Annotated in this window: 23 protein-coding genes and 1 tRNA gene; 11 read left to right on the top strand and 13 right to left on the bottom strand. The window is 41.3% G+C overall.

Annotation, left to right across the window (positions count from 1 at the left end):
- Nucleotides 1–9 precede the first annotated feature (9 nt).
- The 10 genes from DQN48_RS02960 to DQN48_RS02915 form a co-directional block, all read right to left on the bottom strand.
- Nucleotides 10–1,233, bottom strand: coding sequence for a 2-oxoacid:ferredoxin oxidoreductase subunit alpha (locus tag DQN48_RS02960; RefSeq protein ID WP_013022887.1), 1,224 nt, complete (start codon nt 1,231–1,233; stop codon nt 10–12).
- 11 nt (nt 1,234–1,244) lie between these two features.
- Complete coding sequence (locus tag DQN48_RS02955) at nt 1,245–1,643, bottom strand: 4Fe-4S dicluster-binding protein (protein WP_013022886.1); 399 nt, start codon at nt 1,641–1,643, stop codon at nt 1,245–1,247.
- Between the two features lie 10 nt (nt 1,644–1,653).
- Entirely contained in the window at nt 1,654–2,214 is a 561-nt protein-coding gene (locus DQN48_RS02950) for a pyruvate flavodoxin oxidoreductase subunit gamma (RefSeq protein WP_013022885.1), read from the bottom strand.
- Nucleotides 2,215–2,690: 476 nt separating this feature from the next.
- Nucleotides 2,691–3,080 (bottom strand): 30S ribosomal protein S9, encoded by a 390-nt coding sequence (gene rpsI, locus DQN48_RS02945; protein ID WP_013022884.1) that lies wholly within the window; start codon nt 3,078–3,080, stop codon nt 2,691–2,693.
- Nucleotides 3,081–3,089: 9 nt separating this feature from the next.
- A complete protein-coding gene (gene rplM / locus DQN48_RS02940; RefSeq protein WP_013022883.1) occupies nt 3,090–3,515 on the bottom strand; it encodes a 50S ribosomal protein L13 in 426 nt (141 codons plus the stop codon).
- Nucleotides 3,516–3,591: 76 nt separating this feature from the next.
- Nucleotides 3,592–4,326 carry a tRNA pseudouridine(38-40) synthase TruA gene (truA, locus tag DQN48_RS02935; RefSeq protein WP_041913091.1) on the bottom strand — a complete coding sequence of 245 codons (735 nt, stop codon included), beginning with the start codon at nt 4,324–4,326 and terminating at the stop codon, nt 3,592–3,594.
- Entirely contained in the window at nt 4,326–5,342 is a 1,017-nt protein-coding gene (locus DQN48_RS02930; protein ID WP_013022881.1) for an LptF/LptG family permease, read from the bottom strand. The genes truA and DQN48_RS02930 overlap by 1 nt, the downstream gene beginning before the upstream one ends.
- The gene (locus DQN48_RS02925; RefSeq protein WP_013022880.1) at nt 5,335–5,949 is read right to left on the bottom strand and encodes a prepilin peptidase; all 615 of its coding nucleotides are present in this window, start codon (nt 5,947–5,949) and stop codon (nt 5,335–5,337) included. The genes DQN48_RS02930 and DQN48_RS02925 overlap by 8 nt, the downstream gene beginning before the upstream one ends.
- Nucleotides 5,946–6,581, bottom strand: coding sequence for a protein-L-isoaspartate(D-aspartate) O-methyltransferase (locus DQN48_RS02920; protein ID WP_013022879.1), 636 nt, complete (start codon nt 6,579–6,581; stop codon nt 5,946–5,948). Before DQN48_RS02920 ends, DQN48_RS02925 begins: the two co-directional genes overlap by 4 nt.
- A gap of 178 nt (nt 6,582–6,759) precedes the next feature.
- Nucleotides 6,760–7,809, bottom strand: coding sequence for a ribonucleotide-diphosphate reductase subunit beta (locus DQN48_RS02915; RefSeq protein WP_041913090.1), 1,050 nt, complete (start codon nt 7,807–7,809; stop codon nt 6,760–6,762).
- Nucleotides 7,810–7,960: 151 nt separating this feature from the next.
- On the opposite strand from DQN48_RS02915, the gene DQN48_RS02910 reads away from it, so the two are divergent.
- The 5 genes from DQN48_RS02910 (at nt 7,961) to DQN48_RS02895 (ending at nt 11,477) form a co-directional block, all read left to right on the top strand.
- Nucleotides 7,961–8,045, top strand: a tRNA-Leu gene (locus DQN48_RS02910).
- Between the two features lie 291 nt (nt 8,046–8,336).
- Entirely contained in the window at nt 8,337–9,302 is a 966-nt protein-coding gene (locus DQN48_RS02905; RefSeq protein WP_013022877.1) for a glycosyltransferase, read from the top strand.
- An 87-nt stretch (nt 9,303–9,389) separates the two neighbouring features.
- A complete protein-coding gene (locus DQN48_RS02900; RefSeq protein WP_013022876.1) occupies nt 9,390–10,364 on the top strand; it encodes a glycosyl transferase family 90 in 975 nt (324 codons plus the stop codon).
- Between the two features lie 163 nt (nt 10,365–10,527).
- The gene (locus DQN48_RS07755; protein ID WP_081441282.1) at nt 10,528–10,806 is read left to right on the top strand and encodes a glycosyltransferase family 2 protein; all 279 of its coding nucleotides are present in this window, start codon (nt 10,528–10,530) and stop codon (nt 10,804–10,806) included.
- A 50-nt stretch (nt 10,807–10,856) separates the two neighbouring features.
- A complete protein-coding gene (locus tag DQN48_RS02895; protein WP_081441281.1) occupies nt 10,857–11,477 on the top strand; it encodes a glycosyltransferase family protein in 621 nt (206 codons plus the stop codon).
- Between the two features lie 208 nt (nt 11,478–11,685).
- Here DQN48_RS02895 and rpsO read toward each other — a convergent pair whose 3' ends face one another.
- Nucleotides 11,686–11,958: a 30S ribosomal protein S15 gene (gene rpsO, locus DQN48_RS02890; protein WP_013022874.1), complete on the bottom strand. Its 273-nt coding sequence runs from the start codon at nt 11,956–11,958 to the stop codon at nt 11,686–11,688.
- A gap of 151 nt (nt 11,959–12,109) precedes the next feature.
- Here rpsO and flhA point away from each other — a divergent pair, with 151 nt between their 5' ends.
- Genes flhA through DQN48_RS02875 form a run of 3 tightly spaced genes read left to right on the top strand, consistent with a single transcriptional unit; the run spans nt 12,110 to nt 15,596 of the window.
- A complete protein-coding gene (gene flhA / locus DQN48_RS02885) occupies nt 12,110–14,287 on the top strand; it encodes a flagellar biosynthesis protein FlhA (protein ID WP_049762225.1) in 2,178 nt (725 codons plus the stop codon).
- 8 nt (nt 14,288–14,295) lie between these two features.
- A complete protein-coding gene (locus DQN48_RS02880; RefSeq protein ID WP_013022872.1) occupies nt 14,296–15,369 on the top strand; it encodes a DHH family phosphoesterase in 1,074 nt (357 codons plus the stop codon).
- A gap of 2 nt (nt 15,370–15,371) precedes the next feature.
- Nucleotides 15,372–15,596, top strand: a complete 225-nt coding sequence (locus DQN48_RS02875; protein WP_013022871.1) for a hypothetical protein — start codon at nt 15,372–15,374, stop codon at nt 15,594–15,596.
- Between the two features lie 491 nt (nt 15,597–16,087).
- Here DQN48_RS02875 and DQN48_RS02870 read toward each other — a convergent pair whose 3' ends face one another.
- Together DQN48_RS02870 and lepA are read right to left on the bottom strand one after the other, a co-directional pair.
- A complete protein-coding gene (locus DQN48_RS02870; protein WP_013022870.1) occupies nt 16,088–17,773 on the bottom strand; it encodes a methyl-accepting chemotaxis protein in 1,686 nt (561 codons plus the stop codon).
- 228 nt (nt 17,774–18,001) lie between these two features.
- The gene (lepA, locus tag DQN48_RS02865; protein ID WP_041913088.1) at nt 18,002–19,792 is read right to left on the bottom strand and encodes a translation elongation factor 4; all 1,791 of its coding nucleotides are present in this window, start codon (nt 19,790–19,792) and stop codon (nt 18,002–18,004) included.
- 133 nt (nt 19,793–19,925) lie between these two features.
- Here lepA and DQN48_RS02860 point away from each other — a divergent pair, with 133 nt between their 5' ends.
- From DQN48_RS02860 to htpG, 3 genes are all read left to right on the top strand, one after another.
- Nucleotides 19,926–20,312, top strand: a complete 387-nt coding sequence (locus DQN48_RS02860; protein ID WP_013022868.1) for a DUF1090 family protein — start codon at nt 19,926–19,928, stop codon at nt 20,310–20,312.
- Nucleotides 20,313–20,363: 51 nt separating this feature from the next.
- Nucleotides 20,364–20,939 carry a DJ-1 family glyoxalase III gene (locus tag DQN48_RS02855; protein WP_013022867.1) on the top strand — a complete coding sequence of 192 codons (576 nt, stop codon included), beginning with the start codon at nt 20,364–20,366 and terminating at the stop codon, nt 20,937–20,939.
- Nucleotides 20,940–21,449: 510 nt separating this feature from the next.
- A complete protein-coding gene (htpG, locus tag DQN48_RS02850) occupies nt 21,450–23,309 on the top strand; it encodes a molecular chaperone HtpG (protein ID WP_013022865.1) in 1,860 nt (619 codons plus the stop codon).
- Nucleotides 23,310–24,162 lie beyond the last annotated feature (853 nt).

The raw sequence follows: 24,162 nt of genomic DNA, 5'->3' as shown, positions 1-24,162 counted from the left end.
GTATTCTCCTCAATTAAAAGCCATTGCTTTACCGCGAAGTCCGATAAACTGCTGTCTGGGATGTGTGAGTTTTCCTGCCTTTAAACTGGCATCAAGATCTTTATAAACTCCCAAAAGATCATTCTGCGTGATGTCACGTCCACCAAGGCCATAGATATAATTGGACAAAATAGGATTGTGATTTTCTGCGCTATCTAGCACTGCCACCCCCACTTCATTAAAGAGCATGCCCATGGCGCCTGCTGGTGAACTGCGATCTAGCATGGCAATGGCCTTGCAGTGCTTGAGTGCCTCTCCTACAAGTTTATAGGGGAAGGGTCTCAATGTATGGAAAGACACCACACCCGCTTTGATCCCCTCTTTTCTTGCTTGATGCGCTGCAATTCTAGCAGATTCTACAGTCGTGCCAATAGCCACAATCGCCACTTCCGCATCCTCCATGTCATACTTTTCTACTAGATTATATTTCCTACCAGTTTTTTTAGCAAAGAGCTCAAAAACCTCCTCAATCACTGCAGAAGAATGCATGAGATCATGATGGAGCTGGGCCTTATGTTCAAAATGCCAATCTTCCTCTGCCTGCGATCCATAGGTCACGGGCTTAGCGAAGTTAAGCATGGCATTTTTTTGCTGATAATCCCCAACAAAAGCATAGGCCTCCTCATCACTCAAAGGTGCGACATTTTGGGCCGTATGAGAACAAATAAACCCATCCTGATTTACAATCACTGGGATTCTTACGCGCAAATCCTCCCCGATTTTAAATGCCATAAGATTGAAATCATAAGCTTCTTGAGGATTAAAGGCACAAAGGCTAATCCATCCACAGTCTCTACTCAAATACATATCAGAATGATCGCCATTGACATTGAGCGGAGATGCGAGCGCACGATTGACAAGATTGAGCACCAGGGGAACACGCATGCCCGATCCCTGATAGAGCACCTCCACCATCAATGCAAACCCCTGAGAACTTGTCGCTGTCGCCACCCTACCACCAGCAGCAGCAGCGCCCACACACGCACTCATAGCAGCATGTTCAGATTCCACCATCACAAACTCGCCATCAACATAACCATCGCTTACAAATTTTCCATAGTTTTGCACAATAGGAGTAGAGGGAGTGATAGGATATGCTGCTACAACATCAACCTGAGCCTGTCTCAACGCATGGCTTGCCGCCATGTTTCCATCCCATACCTCTACTTTTGATAATTCATATTTTAACGCCATTCTTACTCTCCTTATTTCTGTTTTGCTTCTTTTTTAGGCCATTGTTTAATTGCATCTTCATTGCTTTCATATTCATCAAACATCAAAAGCGACTTGGGATTGGTTGGACAAACAGAAACACAAACACCACAACCCTTGCAATGCATATAATCCACCCCACTCATTTGATCATCTTTGGCCACGATAGAGGCATCTGGGCAATACACCCAGCAAAAAAAACAATTGATACAATGATCGTGATTATGCACGGGTTTTTGCACTCTCCAATGTGAGACACTTGCAGTTCTTGAGCTATTTTGTGTGTAGGATCTATCAGCTCTCATTTTCTCCTGTGCTTCCATGCCATTTTCTTCAAATGGAAACAACACTGAACCAATTTCAAATTCATTCCAACCTTTTTTGTCATCCATGTTGTACTCCTTATTTTACTTCGTTATAAGCTCGAACAATCGCTTCTTTGTTCGCATCGATGATTTTTTGCGGGAGCTTTTTCCCCAAAAGCTTAATAAACGCTTCCAAAAAATAATCCAATTCCAAAATCTTGGAAACCTTCATCAATGCGCCTAGCATTGGGGCATTGGGGATAGGCTTTCCAATGGTATCCAAAGAGATTTTGATGCAATCCAGGGTATAAACCTGCTTGCCCTGCAATTCTGGTTTTTTTTGCAGTAATTCTTCCTTGCTCAAATGTGTAGTGATAATATACTTAGTATCTGGCTTCTCATGGGCGCAAATATCTACGATAAAAGGCAAACCCGGATCAATGACCAAAACATAATCTGGTTGCATAAACTTCTCGTGATTTAATATGGGAGATTCATCCACGCGATTATACGCAGTCATCGCCGTTCCTCTTTTGGCAGAACCATAAAAAGCAAAGGCCTGTACCTGCTTCCCCTTACCTGCCACTACATCTGCCAAACCTTTTGCACCCGTAACTGCCCCTTGACCAGCCCGAGAATGCCATCGAATTTCTAACATTATCTTCTCCTTTTAAAGAATAAACCCAACTATTTTGGAAAATAGCGCTGTATTATATTAAACTTTATTGAACAAGTAAGCCATAATCAGAGAAAAATAAGAAGGAGAGAGAAGATTTATCCCAGTGAAAATGCCATAGCCACAAAGATGAAAAAAATCAAGAAGCTAAGAAAGCAAAAGCAACAAGAGAGGGTTTTAGAATCTGGGGTACAAAGACATAAATGCCCTTGAGAAAAACCAGACAGCAGATCTTGAAATTTCCGCCAAAGAAACAAAAAATAAGTTCAGCAAGCAACGTGAACAAATCTCAACACAGAATACAAACGCTTGCGCCCCATCAATCCAGCTAATGATGAAGAAACCTAAAAATACAAGAGCGGGAAACAGAAGAATTTTTGTCTTTATGAGTTTTATTTTGTCAGGACTTGTATTATTCCGTTCCTCTACCCCAGAGGGAGAGAAATGGGGATAAAAAATTATCTCTTGGAGAATTGAGGGCTTCTTCTTGCCTTTCTTTTTCCATATTTTTTGCGCTCTACCACTCTAGCATCTCTTGTGAGCAACCCCTTGGGTTTTAGAATCGCGCGAAATGCGATGTCATAAGCATTTAATGCCTTGGAGATCCCATGTCTTAGTGCCTCTGCTTGCGCAGAATAACCACCGCCAAAAGTCACAGCCACGATGTCTACGGATTTGTTTTGATTGGTCAATACCAAAGGCTGCATCACCTTCATCTTAATTGCTTCGCGCCCACCAAGCCAAGTATCCAAATCCATGGCATTAACAATCAGTTTTCCCGTACCATGAGTTAACCACACTTTTGCAATAGCAGTTTTTCTTTTTCCAGTTGCATAAACTTTTGCCATCTTTTATCCTTACTTACTTTTTGATACTTGTGCAGTATGAGGATGCTCTGCACCTCTATATACTTTTAACTTCTTGATCATAGATCGGGCTAGATTTGTTTTTGGTAACATACCCCTAACAGCCAGGTAATAAAGCTTTTCAGGGCTTTTTTCCAACATTTCTTTAAGGGTTTTGCTTTTTGTACTACCAAAATATCCAGAATGCGTGAAATACTCTTTATCTTCCAATTTCATTCCAGAAAATTTCACAGCAGTCGCATTGATGACTACAACAAAATCACCACAATCCACATTTGGAGTGAAGCAAGGCTTATGCTTCCCTCGCAACAACACCGCGATCTCACTCACCAAACGACCAAAAGTCTTGTCTTTTGCATCAAGTACGATCCAATTGCGGTTCAATTCCTTTACCTTAGCGGTTTTTGTCAATTCCATAGATCAAACCTTTATTTTGTGATAAAGTCAGAATTATAATTTTTAAAACTTAAATTTTACTGAATTTAAGCAAAGATTAATAAAATATCTTGCTCAAATAAAGGCCATTAGGGCTGGCAGGAATGCTATAAAAACGCTTTTTTGCAAGGACCTGCAACTCCAATTCCTCGTATGTGAGCTCTTTGCGAGAGTATGCCAAAACCGCCCCCATCATCAGACGGATCTGCCCATACAAAAAGCCATTGGCTTGGATGCAAGCCACCAAATAATCATGCTTAAAAATTTGATGTGTATAAAGACGAGTGTGATAAATTTGGCGAATTGTGGTCTTATTATCACTTCCACTTTTGCAAAAGTATCCAAAATCTCTTTTCCCCACAAAAAGATTCAAGGCTTCTGAAATTCTTTTTTTATCACCATAGCGCTCCCAAGAGACATAGGATGCCATCCAAACATTTCCCAAATAATTTCCAAAAATATAGCGATACTCCCGCTTTTTTGCAGAAAATCGCGGATGAAAACTTGCCTCCACCCTCCAGATCCTGCGCAAAAAGATAGAGGGATGGAGTTTTTGATTGAGTAGATTTCTTAGGCGCTCAAGCTCCCAGAAATCAGGAATCTCCACACGTATGACCTGGCCTGTAGCATGCACCCCCCTATCTGTGCGTCCTGCACCTATGATATTACTTGTTATCCCCAGACTTTTGAGCGCAAACTCCAAAGCTTGCACCACGCTTTTATGTCCATCATCCTGCTTGGCAAAACCAAAAAACTTACTGCCATCATAAGCGATTTTTGCAGCAATGAACATCAATAGACTTTGAGAATCTTTTTTCTAAAGAAATAATATCCCAGAAAAAACCATGCTAGAGGCAATGCAAAGATCCCAAAAAATGGTGCATTTTCGCTCAAGATATGCACCCCTGCAAAGTACCCCACCACAGCACTTAGAATGTACACATAAGAAAGATTCCTTTGAAATCTTGGATTTGCAATACCAAAAAGCGGAATAAAGAAAATACTAGCTAGAGGAAAGAGTGATGTCATGATTGCTTGAGAGAATCTCCTTGCCTGGGATTTCTTGCCCTCAAATGCACTTTTCCAATATGCCACGAGATCATAGGAGCTAAGATTGATTTTTTTAATCTCGCTTTGAATCATCATATTTTGGAAATTTACTTTTTGCAATTCATTGTTTTTGGCAAAATACGCATCGCCATTTTGCAGGCTCAAGCGAAAAACTCCTGCGAGATTCTCCACCCTACCCTTTTGCGCAACCACAAAGCTCTCCTGCCCCAAATCCGACCCAGAAAATAGCACCAAATCCCGATATTCATTGTCTTTAATACTATCAATATACACCAGCCAGTCTCCTAACTTCTGTCCCAAATCCCCTGCTCGGATGTTGACATCAATTTTGGTGCGCTTCTCTGCAATAAAATCAGAATATGCACTTTTTGAAAGCGGAATGAGAGCCAGGGAAAAAAACAAGAGCACCAGACTCACAATCCCTGCGATGGGGATAAAATAGGCCAAAATCTTGCGAGGAGAGACGCCTAGGGAAAAAAATACCAATAATTCATAATCAAAAGAGAGGCGTGAGAGTCCTAGCACGCAGGCTGCAAAAAATGTGATAGGGATGATGAAAAACACCGTGCCAGGCATTAGATACAAAAACACTAACAACAAATCCATGAAATTCATCTTGACCACAAGCGTGATGTTTGCAATACTGATGAGCAAAACCACCGAGGAGATGAAAAATAACACAATAAAAAAAGGGAAAAAAATCTGTGCAATGGAGCCAAAGAGATAGTTTTTAAACATCAAGCAAACCTAATAAAAAATCAAAAAATATACCAATGCTCATGAAGGAGATGAAGGGCATGGGCACTCTGCCTCTGATGCAAACAAAAAACATACCAAAAACACTACCCAAAAAAATCGCCTCCATACTTGAAACCCAACCAAAAACCAAACAAAGCCCCAGCACAAAGATCAAATCTCCATCCCCAAGCATTTCTTTTTTCATAAAATAACGCCCTAAATTCTGCAAAAATGCAAAAATTCCTAGCAGCCCAAAAGACTCTAAAAGCCTCTGCCAGGGATCCAAAACGCCAAAAAGAGCCACAAATCCCAAAACAACCAGCGAAAAATTCAGCCAAGTAGGCACGGCAAGATCGCGCCAATCTGTGAGCGCAAGCAAGAATGCCAAGGCAAAAAATCCTCCAAAAATCATCGCAAAAAAAGAAGGAAAAGCAAAGAAAATCCCTAGCAACACCAAGAAGCCTGGCAATAGCCATAGTCTTGAAAAATGATGCAGGACAAGAAGTCCATACAACGCTGCCAAAAATAAAGGCAGTGTCCAAAAAATGGGCTTGAATCCAAAATCTAAGACAAGATCAAAATTCCTCCCAAAATGCAAAAAATTCAATAGATCACACCATTGTTCACAGGGACAAACAAGCACTCTTCCAAAATCTCACCCTCACCTAGCTTGCCATTTTTTTTGAAAAAGCGCATGATGAATTGCTTTTGATCCTGGATCATAGGCGCCACTAGCACTCCATCCTCTTGAAGCTGCTCGATGATGCTAGCAGGGATGTGCTCTGCGCAGGCAGAGAACAAAATGCGATCATAGGGCGCATAGGCACTCCAGCCCTTCTGCCCATCATCAAGCTTGGTATTGATATTATACGCTCCACACTGGCGGATTCGCTCTTGGGCCTCTAGCAAAATCTTTGCGATCCGCTCGATGGAAAACACGCGGCGGAAAAGCTTGGAGAGCACCATGGCCTGATATCCGCTGCCACATCCAATCTCTAGCACACTATCCCCACCTTGAGGTAATAGATATTGCGTCATTTTTGCCACAGTCAGAGGAGAGCTCACCCACTGCTCTTTTTGTAGTGGAAGGGGATTGAGCATATAGGCATGCCTCTGCATCGAAGAGGGCACAAACAAGGCGCGATCCACCTGCATCAATGCCCTGCGCACCTCTTCAGAGAGCGGGAAAACACGCTCTATTTCCTCACACATCCTAGAAAGATTGATACTACTTAGCATTTTTTCCCCTGTCTTCTAGATATCTTTGAAGTAAAACCAGCACAACAACTCTCCACAGGAACCCAAGACCAATAAAAAGACTCCCTATCCTACAAATAAAAGAGCACATAAAGCCAGAAAAAACTTGCATTCCAAATTCGCTTAGCCGCAGGCCAGCGGAAAATTCCACTGGGATGTTTCAAAAATCATCAATCAAGCTTCCCTTGGCATAATTCGTCACCTTTGCTTCAAAAAAATTCGTCCGCTGCTCATTGAAGCTCGCATACTGCTCCACCCATTTGATGGGATGCTCGACATTATAGAGCTTTGGCATCCCTACTTTGGAAAGGCGCTGATCAGCAAGGTACTGGATATATTGATGGATGACCTCCCCTGTAAGCCCCAAAATCTGCCCCTGTGTGATATATTCCCCCCAAGCTGCCTCAATCTCCACAGCACGACGAAACATCTCTACAATCTCTTCTTCCAAATCCTTGTCAAAGAGATCGGGGCGCTCTTTTTTAAGCGTGCGGATCATGTTTTGAAAAAGAATGAGATGCGTGACTTCATCGCGCTGGATGAAGCGGATCATCTGTGAGGAGCCCAACATCTTGCCCGTGCTTGCTAGCGCATAAAAAAATGCAAAACCACTATAAAAATAAATCCCCTCCAAAATTTGATTGGCAAACATTGCCTTAACAATGTTGCGCTCGGTGGGATTTTGCGCCAACTTCATATAGACATTGGCAATGTAGTCATTTTTGCTTTTGAGCTGCATATCCACGCGCCACATATCATAGATTTCATCAGTGTTTGCAGAGATACTCTCCACCATCACCGCATAACTCTGGGAATGCAGGGCCTCCTCATAGGCCTGGCGCACGAGGATGAGATTAATCTCGGGACTTGTGATGTAGGGATTTACATTATCGATTAGATTATTTGTCTGCAAGCTATCCATGAAGATAAGCTGCGCCAAAGCCCTGTCATATCCGAGTTTTTCCTGCGCTGTGAGGAGGTTATTGTAATCGCGTTTGTCCTCATTCATGCTCACTTCCTCGGGGAACCAAGTATTTGCAAGCATGGTTTTCCACAAATCATAGGCCCATTGGTATTTAATCTTATTTAAATCAAACATGCTGGTGGGATTCCCTCCAAAAATCTTTCGATCATTCACGCTTTCTATGGATTCTGGATTATAAATTTTCTTGCGATCTACCCTAACATCCTGCACAAGACACTCCTTCATTTGTGATGCTTTTTATTTTTTAAATTCTCTAAAATATGGAATAAAAATGATGAATTTTTGATTTTGGAATCAGAATTTTGAAATTTTAGCTTATTTTGTAAAAAAACTCTATAAAAGTCAAAAACTTTATGCTATAATCCCAAAAGATTTTGCGGAAATGGTGAAATTGGCAGACACACCAGACTTAGGATCTGGCGCCGCAAGGCATGGAGGTTCAAGTCCTCTTTTCCGCACCATCTTGAAATCCTCTTTAACTCACTTAATTCATTAAAAATCCAAAACATTTCACTTCAAGTTGACTCAAGACATTTCCAGACAGATCCTACACGCCAAAAATCAAAGCGCTATTTTATTCACAAAATATTTCCCTCAAAAGCACCACTGCTAAATCTCACAAGAAAAAGCGTTAAAACCCCATGAATACGCACCAAAATCACCCCCCCCCCCCCGCAAACCATACTAAAACTCCACAAAAATCCCAAAAAATAGATAAAATTTATGGATAATTTCAATTTCTAGGAAGAATTATGGCGTTTTTCTCCATCATCGTGCCAATTTACAATGTAGAGCTCTATCTTAGGGAATGTATAGATTCCCTCATTCATCAAAGCTTCAAAGATATAGAGATCATCCTCATCAATGATGGTAGCACAGATAGCAGTGGTGCTATCGCAGAGGAATATGCCAGAAAAGATCCTCGCATTCATCTCATTAACCAAGAAAATCAAGGATTAAGCATGGCCAGAAATGCAGGCCTCTCTCACTGCAGCAAAAGCAAAGGGGGGGGGGAGTATATCATCTTTGTAGATTCTGATGATTATTTAGCACTTGATGCTTGTGAGAGACTTCATGAGATTTTGAAGGATCAGCCCATCGAAGTGCTGCATTATGAGATCCTCAACAAACGTCAAGGCTACAGGGATTTGCCCACTACACAAACACCTATTAGTGGGCAGGAATACCTCCTAAAACATCCCCATTGCATTGGTCATGGATGTGTGTGGCTCCACGCATTGCGCAAAGATTTTATCATACGCCATAATCTTAGCTTTATTCCCTCTATCCTCCATGAGGACATGGTTTTTATCGCAGAAATTCTTTTGCACGCAAAAAGCATTCTTTTTACAAGCCTTGAGCTTTATTATTATCGCATTCGTGAGGGTTCCATCATGAATTCCAAGCCCACCAAAGAGCGCATCTTGCAAGCTCTGACATCTTATTACATCATAGCACAAAACTTCATCCACCTCGCAGAAATGACACAAGCTCCCCAGCTAAAAAAGATATTTTTGATTCAGATTTATACCTACTTTCTCCACTCTCTATTTTATTCTGGCCTTAACCCTAAATTTCTCTATATAAGCTACAAAAATTTCTCTCCCCTCTTTTCTTATCTGCCTACTAAAGAGCGATTAAAAATCCCCATTCATGCGTTTTTCTACTTCTTCAAATCCCTTGTAAACCGATTTAAAGCCCTGATTTTAAGATTTTAAAAAAGCAAAGTCCCCATCTTTGGGAAAAATAAGGAGAGCCAGGAGAGAAAATGCTAAAATACCCCAAACCAATGTGGGAGTCAAGCATTGTTAGAGACATTTTTTCACAATCTCAAGGGCCTGTATTACACCTTTATACCCGCAAATGCCAAGGATTTTGCAGCAAAAATCAAAGAACTCAAAGATGATGCAAGATGGGAACTCAAAAAGCGCCTAGAATACTACTGCGATCTTCCAGAGAATTTCACGCTACCAAAGCACGCGCAGACAAAAATACAAATGCTAAAAAAGTCTTCGCGCTACTGCTATGATTTTTGGGAGGTGATGCGCTATTTAGACTCAAGGCTCTGCTATCACTTGGAGTCTGGAGATGTGAACTACCAAACCCCGGTTGCGAGTTTTTGCAAATCCCGCCCGATCTCCCCGCGCCCCACACAAAACATTTTGCTAAAGCTAGATAAAAAGCGTCATTTTGGAATCCTGCAGCACAATGCCAAAAAACTTCACACAATTCCCTATTCTCAAAAACTTGATCAAATATTTTTCCGCGGGGGTTGCTACCAACCTCACCGCAAAAAATTTATGCGCAAATTCTTCCACCACCCCCTCATCAATGCTGGCCACACTGGATCGCTGAAAGAAGAGGAATATCTGCACTGGCACAAAGGCAGAGCAAATCTCGCCACGCATCTACAATACAAATTCATCCTCTCACTAGAGGGCAATGATGTCGCCACCAATCTCAAGTGGATTTTGCACTCCAATTCCCTAGCCCTCATGCCAAAGCCCAAATTTGAGACATGGTTTATGGAGGGACAATTGCAAGCGGGCGTGCATTATGCAGAAATTAGCGAGGATTATGAAGATCTGGAATCTGTTGTGGAGTATTATCTCGCCCATCCCCATCATGCCAAGGAGATTATCCACAATGCCAATACCTACACGCAGCAATTTTTGGATGAGGAAAAAGAAAGGTTTTTAGGGATTTTGGTATTGCGCAAATTCTTCTATCAAAGCAATCAAATCTCTGTGGCAAAAGAGGAAAAAGAACTCTATGAATAACCACACTCCCTTTTCTTTGGCCCTCCAGGAACACACGAATAAAATGCCACTATAAAATTCCCAAGAACACAGTTCCGCGAAAAACTCTCACAAATTTTTCTCTTCACAAAAATCCCAAAAAATAGATAAAATTTATGGATAATTTCAATTTCTAGGAAGAATTATGGCGTTTTTCTCCATCATCGTGCCAATTTACAATGTAGAGCTCTATCTTAGGGAATGTATAGATTCCCTCATTCATCAAAGCTTCAAAGATATAGAGATCATCCTCATCAATGATGGTAGCACAGATAGCAGTGGTGCTATCGCAGAGGAATATGCCAGAAAAGATCCTCGCATCCATCTCATTAACCAAGAAAATCAAGGATTAAGCATGGCCAGAAATGCAGGCCTCTCTCACTGCAGCAAAAGCAAAGGGGGGGGGAGTATATCATCTTTGTAGATTCTGATGATTATTTAGCACTTGATGCTTGTGAGAGACTTCATGAGATTTTGAGAAATCAGCCCATCGAAGTGCTATGCTATGACATTTCCAACAAAAGCGAGAATTCTATAACCCTGCCTACTACACCCACACCCATCAGGGGCAAAGAATACCTCCTAAAATACCCACAGTGTCTCTATCGTGGATGCGTCTGGCTCTATACATTGCGCAAAGATTTTATCATACGCCATAATCTTAGCTTTATCCCAAATATCCTCCATGAGGATATGGTTTTTACAGCGGAGATTTTTTTGTATACTAGGAGCATTCTTTTCACTGCAATGGAGCTTTATTATTATCGCTTGCGGGAGGGTTCCATCATGAATTCCAAGCCCACCAAGGAACGGATGCTCCAATCCATGCACTCCTGTCTCATCATCGCAAAGAAATTCATTGCTTTTGCTGAGCAAGAAAAAGACCCTCTGCTCAAAAAGATTTTTTACCGCCAGGTTTATACCTATTACACTTTCTCTGTGGTGCGCATGCGATTCATCCCTAGGCTGCTTTATCAAAATCACAAAAATTTTGCTCCTCTCTTCCCCTACCTAGCACCAAAAGAACGCTTCAAAGCTTCCATCTATCCTTTTTATCATTTCTTTAGATCCATTGCATACAAGCTAAAGTCCTGATTGACAATTTTAAAAGTAAAAAAATTCACTGCAATGAAATGGTGGGAGTGAGGCAGAGGGATGAAGCACTTGGAATGAATGTCCAAAACTCGCGCGAGAACTGAGGGAAACGGGAAAAATCCCAAAAAATCAGCGCGCAATACAAACACCAAAAAGCAAGGAAACTAAAAAAATCCAAAATAAGGAGAATCCCCAAATTGGGGGAGGGTTAGCGATCTTTGAGACCAAGCTCGTTAATCAGTTTGATATAGCGATCTTGTTGAGTTTTTTTAAGATATTTTAGAAGATGCTTTCTCTTTCCCACAAGCTTCAAAAGCCCCAAACGACTGGAGTGATCTTTTTTATTCACCTTGAGATGCTCTGTGAGATCCGCGATCCTTTTGCTAAGCAATGCCACCTGCACTTCTGAAGAACCTGTATCTTTTTCATCTCTTGCAAATTGTTTAATAATCTCTTGTTTTTTCGCCGAGTCTAAAGCCATAATGACCTCCTGATGGTATAAAATCAAAATCTAATCTTACATAAAAAAAGTAAAAAGTCGCCAAAATACTGTAAAATACGCACAATGAACCAAGGCATCTCTCCAAAGGAAAATTTTGGCTAAAAAGAAAATCAACGCTCTGCAGTCTGCAATGTCTTTTTTGCGGACTTTTTCACAATCCAAAGATCTCACCGTTGTTGTTTTTGTGATTCTCATTTTGGCAATTATTATTGTGCCGCTGCCCCCGTTTTTATTGGATTTTTTGCTAACAATTTCCATTGCCCTCTCTGTGCTAATTATCCTCATTGGACTCTATATTACCAAGCCCACAGATTTTTCTGCATTTCCCACCTTATTGCTTATTGTTACACTCTATCGTCTCGCACTCAATGTCGCCACCACAAGGATGATTTTGACAGAAGGCTACAAGGGCCCAGAGGCTGTAAGTGATATTATCGCAGCCTTTGGTGAGTTCACCATAAGCGGAAATTATGTCATTGGAAGTATTATTTTCATCATTTTGGTGCTTGTAAATCTCCTTGTAGTCACCAATGGTTCTACACGCGTTACGGAAGTGCGTGCAAGATTTGCTCTTGATGCAATGCCAGGAAAACAAATGGCAATTGATGCAGATCTCAATGCAGGACTCATTGACAATGAAGAGGCCAAGTCTCGCCGCGCAGCACTCACGCAAGAAGCAGATTTTTATGGCGCAATGGATGGTGCGAGCAAATTTGTCAAAGGGGATGCAATTGCTTCTATCATTATCACGATCATTAATATCATTGGTGGATTTTTGATCGGAGTTTTCCAGCGCGGGATGCCAGCAGGCGATAGTGCAGCGACCTTCACCATCCTCACTATCGGAGATGGACTTGTAGGACAGATCCCTGCACTCATTATTGCCACTGCCACAGGCATTGTTGCCACTCGAACTACACAAAATGAAACAGAAGATTTTGCCAGCAAACTCGTCACCCAGCTCACTGACAAAAGCAAAACCCTTCTCATTGTAGGCATCATTCTTTTGCTTTTTGCCACGGTACCAGGATTGCCCACCTTCTCTCTTGGATTTGTAGGAATTTTGTTTCTTTTTATTTCCTGGCTCATTTCCAGGGAAGATCAAGAAAGTCTTTTTAGCATCTTTGAAAAATGGCTCAGCAAAAAAACCAATATCAATCTCTCCCCCACCTCTGATGCCAAGGCCGCAAAAGAAAATGCTCAGCATACCCCAACACCTGCTGCGCAAAAAAGCCCCGAAGAAATCAAAAAAGAGGAAGAGATGGCTATTGATGAGGTGCTAAAAGTAGAACTCCTTGCTCTTGATCTAGGCTATCAACTCATAAGCCTTGCAGATATCAAACAAAAAGGGGATTTGTTAGAGCGTGTGCGTGGGATCCGCAAAAGAATTGCCAATGACTATGGCTTTTTGATGCCTCAGGTGCGGATTCGTGACAATCTCCAGCTCCCCCCAAGCCATTATGAAGTCAAGCTAAAGGGTATCACCATCGGAGAGGGAAGCGTGATGCCAGATAAATTTCTAGCCATAAACACCGGAATGGTGGGCACAGAGATCCAGGGCATCCCCACAAAAGAGCCTGCATTTGGCATGGATGCGCTGTGGATTGATGCAAACATCAAAGATGAAGCCATCATCCAAGGATACACCGTCATCGACCCATCCACTGTGATTACCACGCATATCAGTGAACTTGTGAAAAATTATGCAGAGGAATTCATCACCAAAGATGAAGTTAAGGCAATGCTAGATCGCCTGGCAGAAAACTATCCCACCATCATTGATGAAGCCAGAAAGATTCAATCTGGCGTCATCCGCTCTGTGCTCCAAGAACTCCTGCATGAAAAAATACCCATCAAAGACATGCTCACAATTCTAGAAACCATCACAGATGTCGCAGCACCTCTGCAAAATGACATCGCACTTATTACCGAACAAGTGCGCGCCAAACTCTCTCGCGTAATTACAAATCTTTTTAAATCCGATGATGGGATGCTCAAGCTTGTCACACTCTCACTAGATACAGAGCAATATCTACTAGGAAAATTACGCGAACAGCCCTCTGGAAAAATGCTGCTGCTCAACACCACAGAAACCCAGCGCCTTATTGATGGCATCTCACAGGAATCCATGCAGATCCTCCAAAGAGGCATCGCGCCTGTCATCCTCATTGTTGATCCATTGCTACGCCGTGCACTGGCCAATAAACTCGAGCAATTTAAAATCGATGTGGTTGTGCTAAGCCACGCAGAACTTGATGCCAGTGCAAAATACGAAGTCCTAGGCAATATTGATATAAATTTTAATTAAGGAATCCCATGCATGTTTTTCACCTTTCTCACATTGATTTGGATGGCTATGGATGCCAGTTCATCGCAAGAAATTTTTTTGAAAACATCTCTTTTTATAATGCCAATTATGGCAAAGAAATCACAGCAAGGCTCCAGAACATCCTGCAGCATATCCAAAATCACTGCAAGCTGGAGGCAAAATTTCGCTCCAAAAAGCCACAAAAAAATCTGATCCTCATCACAGATCTCAATCTCTCCCTGCAAGAATGTCACTATCTCCAAGAGCAAGCAGATCTCTTGCGTGTTGATGGAGTGGATATCGAATTGTTATTATTGGATCACCATGTTAGCGGGGAAGAAAGCGCAAAAACATTTCGATGGTATCACCTTGATACCCAAAGATGTGCTACAAAAATCACCTACCAGCATCTCAAAGAACACTACAAGCTCAAAGATCCAAGCAATGAATACATGTTGGATCTGATGGTGGAAATGATTAACTCCATCGATATCTGGAAGGAACAAAACTACGGCTTTGAGTTTGGAAAAGTTGCACTCAGCCTCATTGCTAATAGCAATGAACTCAATCGCTTCATGTTTGATGAGGAACACAGAAATTATAAATTCAAGCTCTTAGAATCCATCAAGGATTATATCGAACTACCAAAGGCCAATGTTATCTTTGATAATGCCATCTTTCGCCTGAAAAAAATCGCGCTAGGCGGAGATCCAGATGCACAAACCATGGATAATATCATATCCATCGCTCAAGCCAAGCTACTAGAAACCAAAAAAGAACAGTGCACTATCTATTACAAAGACAAAAAAGGGTTTTTAAGCTACTCTATGGGTGGAATCAGCGTGCTTGCAAATCTCTTTTTGCGCAATAATGAAGAATATGATTTTTACATGGACATTAATTCCAAAGGCAATGTGTCTTTGCGTGCTAGTGGAAAATGCGATGTAAGTCTACTTAGCAAAGAATGCTTCAATGGCGGGGGGCATAAAAATGCCTCTGGTGGAAGATTGGAGGGATTTAGGGAAAGCTTCATCTATGAAGATATCAAAAATCAAGTCATCAAAACCCTGCAAAAAGGATAAAAATGAAAGATATAGAATACGAAGAATTGGCGATAGAAATTATGGACATGCTTGCTGTAGCACTACATTTTGCGGGAGCAAAAGAAGAGTGCATCGAAAAACTCATTGATCTTTATATCCTAGCAGTGGAGCAAAATGAAAATGATAAAGAGTACAATCAACAAGCCATGATTGCCATCATCAAAAATCTCAAGACAAAAAATCCCAATTTTTTCCATAATGCTTGATAGCCTAAGAATGCTCTTTGATGGCGCAGTGTAAGTTTTAGGCTCTAATGCCTTGATTAGATTCACTGCAAAAACTCCATCAAAGCAGCATCCAAGACCCAAAACCACAGTAAGAAAATTCATGAAATTCAAAAAACCACAAAATCAAATCAAAAAACTGCCCTATGTCCTCTCAAAGCTAGGCAGATGAATCAAGCTGTGTCAAAAACTGCACAGGGAAAGTAAAGAAAAAGCAAAGAAATCAAAACGAAGCAAAAAAACCCCAATGAATCACACCATCAAAATAGCCCAGCCCATTTTCAAAAATCTCTGATGGGACAATTTGTCGCATTGAAGACAAAATAGGTCATTTGGAGTGATTCTAGAAATTCTTTTGTGAGGGTAAGGGGGCTAGGGTGCAGGGATATCCTGCGTGGAGAACTAGACCCTGTGCGTGGATTGTGATGCTCCCCCCCTAGAGGACCCTATCCCTTCTTAGGAAAAGCAAGTTTTTAAGTTTGAAACTCAGAGAGTTTTTTGTCAAGATCAGAAGAAGTTTCCTTGATGTTATGCACCACTTTAGAGATCTCTTCGATATTCTTAACTGCGCCATCAGCAATGCCTGTGACTTGCTTGACCACTTCTAGCATCTTGGTCATCTCATTGCTTACATAAATATAATCATTAATTGTATTTTCACTACTATCTAGCACTTTAGCAATTACATCCTGCATGCCATAAATCTCTTTTCTAGTTTGATTAGAGATTTCAATGAGTTCATACATGGATTTGCTATTGGTATCCATCTGTTGACTGGAATTCTTGATGGCCTGCACGATCACAGAGATGGTTGCATTAATCTCGTTGAGAGATTTCTGCGTACGCTCTGCAAGATTGCGCACCTCATCTGCCACTACTGCAAATCCTCTTCCATGCTCTCCTGCACGAGCCGCTTCAATGGCAGCATTGAGTGCAAGCAAATTTGTTTGATCTGCGATGTCCTTGATGATTTCAAGCACGCTTTTCACTCCATCTGCATCCTTGCTAAGCTGCTCCACCTGACGGCTAAGATCACTCTCAATCTCTGAGACGCTAGAGATTTTTTGATTGAGGTCGCCAATTGTTTGTGTCACGCTGCCAAGATAAACACTTGCTTCATGCAATGCATCCTTACCTGCCCTAGCACGTTCTACTCCACTGTCTAAATTGTCTTTGGTTTCCATTCCAGAATGCTGCATTTTGATGAGATGCTGCGCGCTCTCTCGCACCTGTGCCTCTGTAGTACCACTAATGCTTGCAAGCTTTAGCGCGATGCTAGCATTATCTTTTGCAATTCCCTTAGATTGATTGATAATTTCTCGGATCTTATCGATAAAAAGATTGATTCCACTGCTCGCACGTGCTATCTCATCATTTCCTCTAGCATTAAGCTTCTTGGTGAGATCGCCATATCCACTTCCTAGCTCTGTGGATTTTTCAGAAAGATTGTTCAAGGGCTTGCTGACACTTAGATTGACAAACAACCAAACAATTAGCATTGCAATGATAGAAATGATGACAAAAAAGATGATATTCCCCTCTAGAGAGGACTTAATCCCTGCATTAATCAAAGCATCGGTTTTTTCGATAATCTGCTCAGTCACGCCAATATCAATGGTAGTGCCATAAATGATGTCTAGATACAAATCCTTTTCCGTATAGCTAATAACGATTCTTGATACCTTGGCAACCTTGTCATAAAAAGTTGTTTCAGTAAAGCCACCTCCATTAACTCCATTTTTGATGAGCTGCTGGACATAATACCGCCCCTTGCTATCCTTATCATAGAAATAGTTTTTTCCCACTCTTTCTTTTTGATAATGTGTGAGGAAGGTCCCGTTGGTATCCAAGGTATAGAATCGAATAAAGCTATGCTTTAAGTTCATTCCAGAAAGTCTTTGGATGATTTTTTGGCGGATCTCAGCATCGGTATATCCCTGCTTATGCAATTCTTGATAAAACCCATTCACAAAGTATTTGATCCCACTCACCACGCTTTTGGCAGTGTCTCTAGCATCATTGAGTGCAAATTTTTCAATGGCCCCATGACTCACTTCTTTGACATTATTAAACCCATGCCAAGATACGACAATCATTCCAACACACAAGACGCTAAGCATCGCCAAAATGCATAAAAGTATCTTATAAGATATTTTCATATTCTCTCCTAATCGTTATTTTCTCTATGGCTTAAAACCCAGAATACTAGAAAAATAATCCTTAATCCTTGTTTAATAAACCAAATTCAGCACGGCTTTAATCCCCCTCTATTTCATCAGGTGACATGCCAGCCTGCTTGGTCTGACATGGCCATGCACCTCCCTTGATCCACTGCTGCGCCACACAAGACTCACAATCTCTCTAGCACCTACATCAAAAGCTCAATCTCAATCAATTTTTAGCACTGCCAAAAATGCCTCTTGAGGCAGCTCCACTTTGCCAATAGCCTTCATGCGCTTTTTGCCCTCTTTTTGCTTCTCTAGCAATTTTCTTTTACGCGTAATATCCCCCCCATAACATTTCGCAGTAACATTTTTTCCCATAGATTTAATCGTTTCTCTGGCAATGATTTTATTCCCAACGCTTGCCTGTATCGCAACCTCAAAGAGCTGGCGGGGCACGATTTCTTTCATGGTTTCCACAAGCGCCCTGCCCCTCTCATAGGCCTTGCTTCTATCCACGATGATGGAGAGCGCATCCACCACCTCCCCTGCCACGCGCACATCAAGTTTCACCAAATCCCCCTCACGATTGGGGATTTGCTCATAATCAAAACTTGCATAGCCCTTGGTGCAGGATTTGAGCTTGTCATAAAAATCCATCACAATTTCATTGCTGGGGATCGCGTACTCAAGCATTACGCGCGTCTGGGTGAGATAATCCATCTTCTCCTGGATGCCCCTACGACTGCTAAGCAAATGAATGATATTTCCTAGATATTCTGTGGGGGTAATGATGGAAGCCTTGATATAGGGCTCCCTAATCTTTACGATGCGCTGCTCTTGAGGCAATTCACTGGGATTTTGCACCATGACCACACTGCCATCAGTGAGCTCCACTTCATAGATCACTGTAGGAGCGGTGGCGATGAGTGCGAGATCAAATTCCCTCTCCAAGCGCTCTTTGACGACCTCCATATGCAGCAATCCCAAAAAACCAACGCGAAATCCAAATCCCAGGGCTATGGATGTTTCTGGCTCAAAACTTAAAGCAGAATCATTGAGTTTTAGCTTATTGAGTGCATCGCGCAGATCCTCAAAACGATCCGTTTCAATAGGGTAAAGCCCTGCAAACACAAAAGGCTTAGCAGGGACAAATCCCCTTACAGCCTCCTTTGTGGGGGTTTTTGCATCCGTGATGCTATCCCCAACAGCGATATCTGTTACACTTTTTAGCCCCAGAGAAATGATGCCAATCTCCCCACAAGCAATTTGTTTGGCAGCGATCTTTTGCACAGGATTGGGATAATACAATCCCAAAACCTCATGTTTTTTCCCTGTGCTCATAATCATCACTTCTTGCCCTAGAGAAATATTTCCATCTAGCACGCGCACCAGCGCTAGGGCCCCCAAATAATTATCAAACCAAGAATCATAAATCAATGCCTTTGTTGGCGCAGTTTTATCTCCACTTGGCGGTGGAATCTGCGTGATAATACGCTCGATTAATTCTTGGATTCCCGCGCCACTTTTGGCACTCACTCTCAAAGCATCTGTGCAATCAATTCCAATGCTTTGCTCAATCTCTTCTGCTACACGCAGGGGATCGGCTGCAGGAAGATCGATTTTGTTGATTACAGGAATAATCTCTAAATGATTCTCCAATGCCACATAGACATTGGCAATGGTTTGTGCCTCCACACCCTGAGATGCATCCACTACCAATAACGCACCCTCACAGCTACTCAAACTCCTGCTAACCTCATAGCTAAAATCCACATGTCCGGGAGTGTCAATCAGGTTGAGAATATAGGTTTGCTTGTTATACACATATTCCAAACGCACAGATTGCGCCTTGATCGTGATGCCGCGCTCTTTTTCGATATCCATGGTATCCATGACCTGGCTAACCATCTCTCGATCACTTACACCATGGCATGCCTGGATCAATCGATCTGCAAGTGTGGATTTGCCATGATCAATATGTGCGATGATGGAAAAATTCCGAATATTTTTCATCCCTAACCCTTCATTACTTGATAAATTTGGCATTATAGCCAAAATCCCTATGGGCACAGCATCCCAAGAATCCAAAGCCACCCCTTCCAAGTCTTTGCTACAATTAGAATTTCATTCTCACTCAAGGAATCCCATGAAAATTATTGTTTTAGCCCTGCTTTATTGCAGCGGCATTTTTGCCAGAGAGATTTTATGTGAGCAAAGGCTTGATATGCTAAGCCAAAGCCTAGAGATCGCAGCAAAAAAATCTGATCACTCCCGCCAAAATTCCCTGCGCGCGCAAATGGAAAAACTCAAAGCTCATTGCAACAATGCAGAGATCTTGCAAGAGACCCAAAACTACATCAAAGAGTTACAAACACAGATGGCCCATCACAAAAAAGCCTTGCAAGAGGCAAAACTCTCAAAAAATGAGACAGAGATCAAAAAGCAAATGCTAGAAATTGAGCTTTTGCATCCTCAAATTATCGCTGCCAAACTCGAACTCCTGCGCCTCAAAGACAAAATCAAAAACCCCTAAGTTTGTCTTTGATTCTATATAATGCTGCCATATCTCACCAAAGGAGCAAAAATGAAAAGAATCTTAGTCCCCCTTGCAGAAGGTTTTGAAGAAGCCGAATTCATCGGAATTGCTGATGTGCTAAAAAGAGCGAGCCTTGATCATCCAGAACTTGAGGTGATCACCGCCTCACTAACAGATCATCTACTTGTAAAAGGCGCACATGGCATAAAAATCCAAGCAGAAACCTCGCTGAGCTCCATTGCCCTAGATTCTCTTGATGCCATCGCACTCCCTGGTGGATTTGATGGCATGAACAATCTCAAAAATTCCCCCATCATCATCAAAACCATCCAAGAACTCCATGCAAAAAAGAAACTCATAGCAGCCATCTGTGCTTCCCCGATAGTTCTCAATCATGCAGGAGTGCTGCGAGGAGATTTCACCTGCTATCCAGGCTGTGAGGCAGAGATCCCTGGCACACGCAAGAATCAAGCCATCGTGGTTAGCCAAAATATCATCACATCCGCAGGCCCTGGGACTGCGATTTTGTTTGGTTTAGAAATCGTGCGCTACTTGCTAGGAAATGAGGCTTATCAAAGTCTGTATGAGGGGCTATTGATTCCTCTGCTAAAATCCTCTCTCTAAAAATTTTCTCCCAAATTTCCCAGACCCTTGCTCGGGCTACTTTTTTGACTGAATACCTTGGCTGGGTTTGTTTGGCTTTTTTTGACTAGGTTTACTTGGCCGGGCTTGGGGTTCTTAGCCTGGTTTGGCACCCCCTCATTGCATGAAGGCTATGACACCTCCTTTTTTCCATGTCAACATCAACCCCACCCCTACGCGTCCTCGCTCTCCTGCGTCCCACCCGCCGCGATGCCTAGCCCTTGCATGCCTAGGCTCACAAGTCCCGCATATACGCCCTACACGTCCTTGAAATATCCACATGTTTCCAAATCCCTTGCGCCTCACCTGCTGGCATTGGATTCCTTGTACTGTTTTTCAAAATTCCCCCTTGCACAAAAAACCCAAAAAATCGATTCTTTTTTGAAAATTATGACTTATACACTAATAAAAGTTTATAGCAATTATATAAACTTTATGATAATTTATCAATTTATGCTATAATCTGCCAATTTTTTAAAAGGAGTAAAAAATATGAGTAACAAACATAGTTTTCAAACCGAGATCAATCAACTTCTAGACTTAATGATTCATTCTCTTTATAGCAATAAGGAAATCTTTTTGCGCGAACTCATCTCTAACGCATCGGATGCACTGGATAAATTGAATTATCTCACATTAACAGATGAGAAGCTCAAAAGCCTCGCATTTGATCCGCGCATTGATATTGAATTTGACTCCCAGAAAAAAACGCTAAGCATCAGCGACAATGGGATCGGCATGGATGAAGAAGATCTCAAAAGCCATCTGGGTACCATCGCAAAATCTGGAACAAAAAGCTTTCTCAATAATCTAAGCGGTGATAAAAAAAAGGATCACGCACTGATTGGACAATTTGGGGTGGGTTTTTATTCTGCCTTTATGGTGGCAGAAAAGGTCATCGTACAAACCAAAAAGGCTGGTGATAAAGAAGCCTTTGCATGGATTAGCGATGGGAAAGGAGAGTATGAAATCACCTCTTGCACCAAAGAAAAGCAAGGGACACAAATCACTCTTTATTTCAAAGAGGAAGATAAAAATTTTGCCTCAAGATGGGAGATTGAAAATATCGTAAAAAAATATTCTGAACATATTCAATTCCCTATTTTCCTACATTATCAAGAAAGCAAATTTGAAGGAGAGGGGGATAAGAAAAAAGAAATCAAAGAAGATAAGATAGAGCAAATCAACACTGCAAAGGCGATTTGGAAAACCCCTAAAAGTGATTTGAAAGATGAAGATTACAAAGAGTTTTACAAAGGCTTTGCGCATGATAATAGCGAACCTTTGAAATGGATCCACACCAAGGTCGAAGGGAATCTAGAATATACTACCCTCTTTTTTATCCCACAAAAAGCGCCTTTTGATCTTTATCGTGTGGATTACAAATCTGGCATCAAGCTTTATGTAAAGCGTGTTTTCATCACAGATGATGACAAAGAACTGCTTCCTCAATATTTGCGTTTTATTCGAGGAATTATTGATAGTGAAGATTTACCACTCAATGTGAGTCGTGAAATCTTGCAACAAAATAAAATCCTTGCCAACATCAAAAGCGCATCTACCAAAAAAATCTTGAGCGAAATTGCAAACCTTAGCAAGGATGAGAAAGTTTATAAAGAGTTTTATGCAAACTTCGGGAAGGTCTTAAAAGAAGGTCTTTATCATGATTTTGAAAATAAAGATAAAATTTTGGATCTTTTACTCTTTGCTAGCAACACACAAGAATCCCTCCAATCCCTCAAAAAATACAAAGAAGCAATGCCAAAAGAACAAAAGAGCATTTATTATCTCTTAGGAGAAAACCTAGATCTCCTCAAAGCTTCTCCTATTTTGGAAAAATACAACAAAAAGGGCTTTAGCGTGTTATTACTGAGTGATGAAGTCGATAGCTTTGTTATGCCAAATATCAGCGAATATGACAAAACCCCCCTCAAAGATGCCGCAAGCAAACAAGCATTAGAAGAATTAGGGTCAGAGGAGATCGAGGAAAATACAAAAAAAGAATTTGAAAATCTTTGCACAATTGCAAAAGAAGTGTTGGGAGAACAAGTCAAAGAAATCCGACTCTCAAACACACTCAATTCACCTGTGGCATTGATTGGCGAAGAAGAAAATGCGATGATGGCAAATCTCATGCGCCAAATGGGCCAATCCGTGCCAGAGCCACAAAAAATACTAGAACTCAATATCCATCACCCCATCATCCAAAAGCTCAAAACAAGGGATAAGCAAGCAATACAGGAAAATATGATTTTATTATTGGATTCTGCAAAATTGCTAGAGTCTGGACAAATCAAAGATGCAAAAAACTTCACGCAGAAAATATTCCAGCTCATCGAGCAAGGCCTATAAAACTTTGATAAGCGCATTAAACCCCAATGCGCTTATCTCTCTACCATCTCTCATCAGCAAAAGAAATCTATCTAGCCGCCAAAGCTTAGAGCCCAATATCACTAAAATACATTTTATACCATTCTCATGATCCTGCGGGTTGCTACCCTGATATTCTCTAAATGGCACAAAACCGACATCATCATTCCTACTGGCTTTCCCCAAAATCATAAGCTTTTACATAAGTGTTTGCAACACCGATTTTTGCTCTAGGATTCCATTTGTGTTTGTGTTGTTTTTTTGGGCTTTTGCTTTCTCATTTATGATTGCAACTTAGCAAAATTACTTTTGCGCTTAAAACATACTTGAAAAAATGAAAAGTTTTTTTCTTGGTAAATCTCGTGCGATTTTTATCTTTTTATCCTTCTCATAGAATCTTCACATAAATTGCCAATTTGGATTGCCTTTGGAATATGGGGAGTAAAATGATGTCATTTTTCAACCTTGCCTCTCCATAACCAAAAGAATATTTTTCTCTGAATCTGCATTACACTTGCTACAAATAAACCTATCTTTCATCCATTCTACATAGCCAAAAGAGCATGTTGTAGAAAAATTCTCTTGCTTACAACTGCATGTCTCCAGCCCCTCCATGACACTCAAGGCAAGTGCATTGGGAATTTATGGAATCTTTTATGCGCAATTTAGAATCCAAACATTTACAAAAAATCCTAGCCTATTTACTGTTAAAGAAATATTTATCTATGGTTATCAGCTTTCTGCACGTATACTAAGATTCAAAACGTATACCAAAGATTTAACCCCCCCCTACATCTTGATAAACAAACATTATGCAATTTCCTTTTTGCAAAAG

The organism is Helicobacter mustelae (assembly GCF_900476215.1).
Taxonomy (GTDB): Bacteria; Campylobacterota; Campylobacteria; order Campylobacterales; family Helicobacteraceae; genus Helicobacter_H; species Helicobacter_H mustelae.
This window is presented reverse-complemented; position numbering and strand designations above follow the sequence as displayed.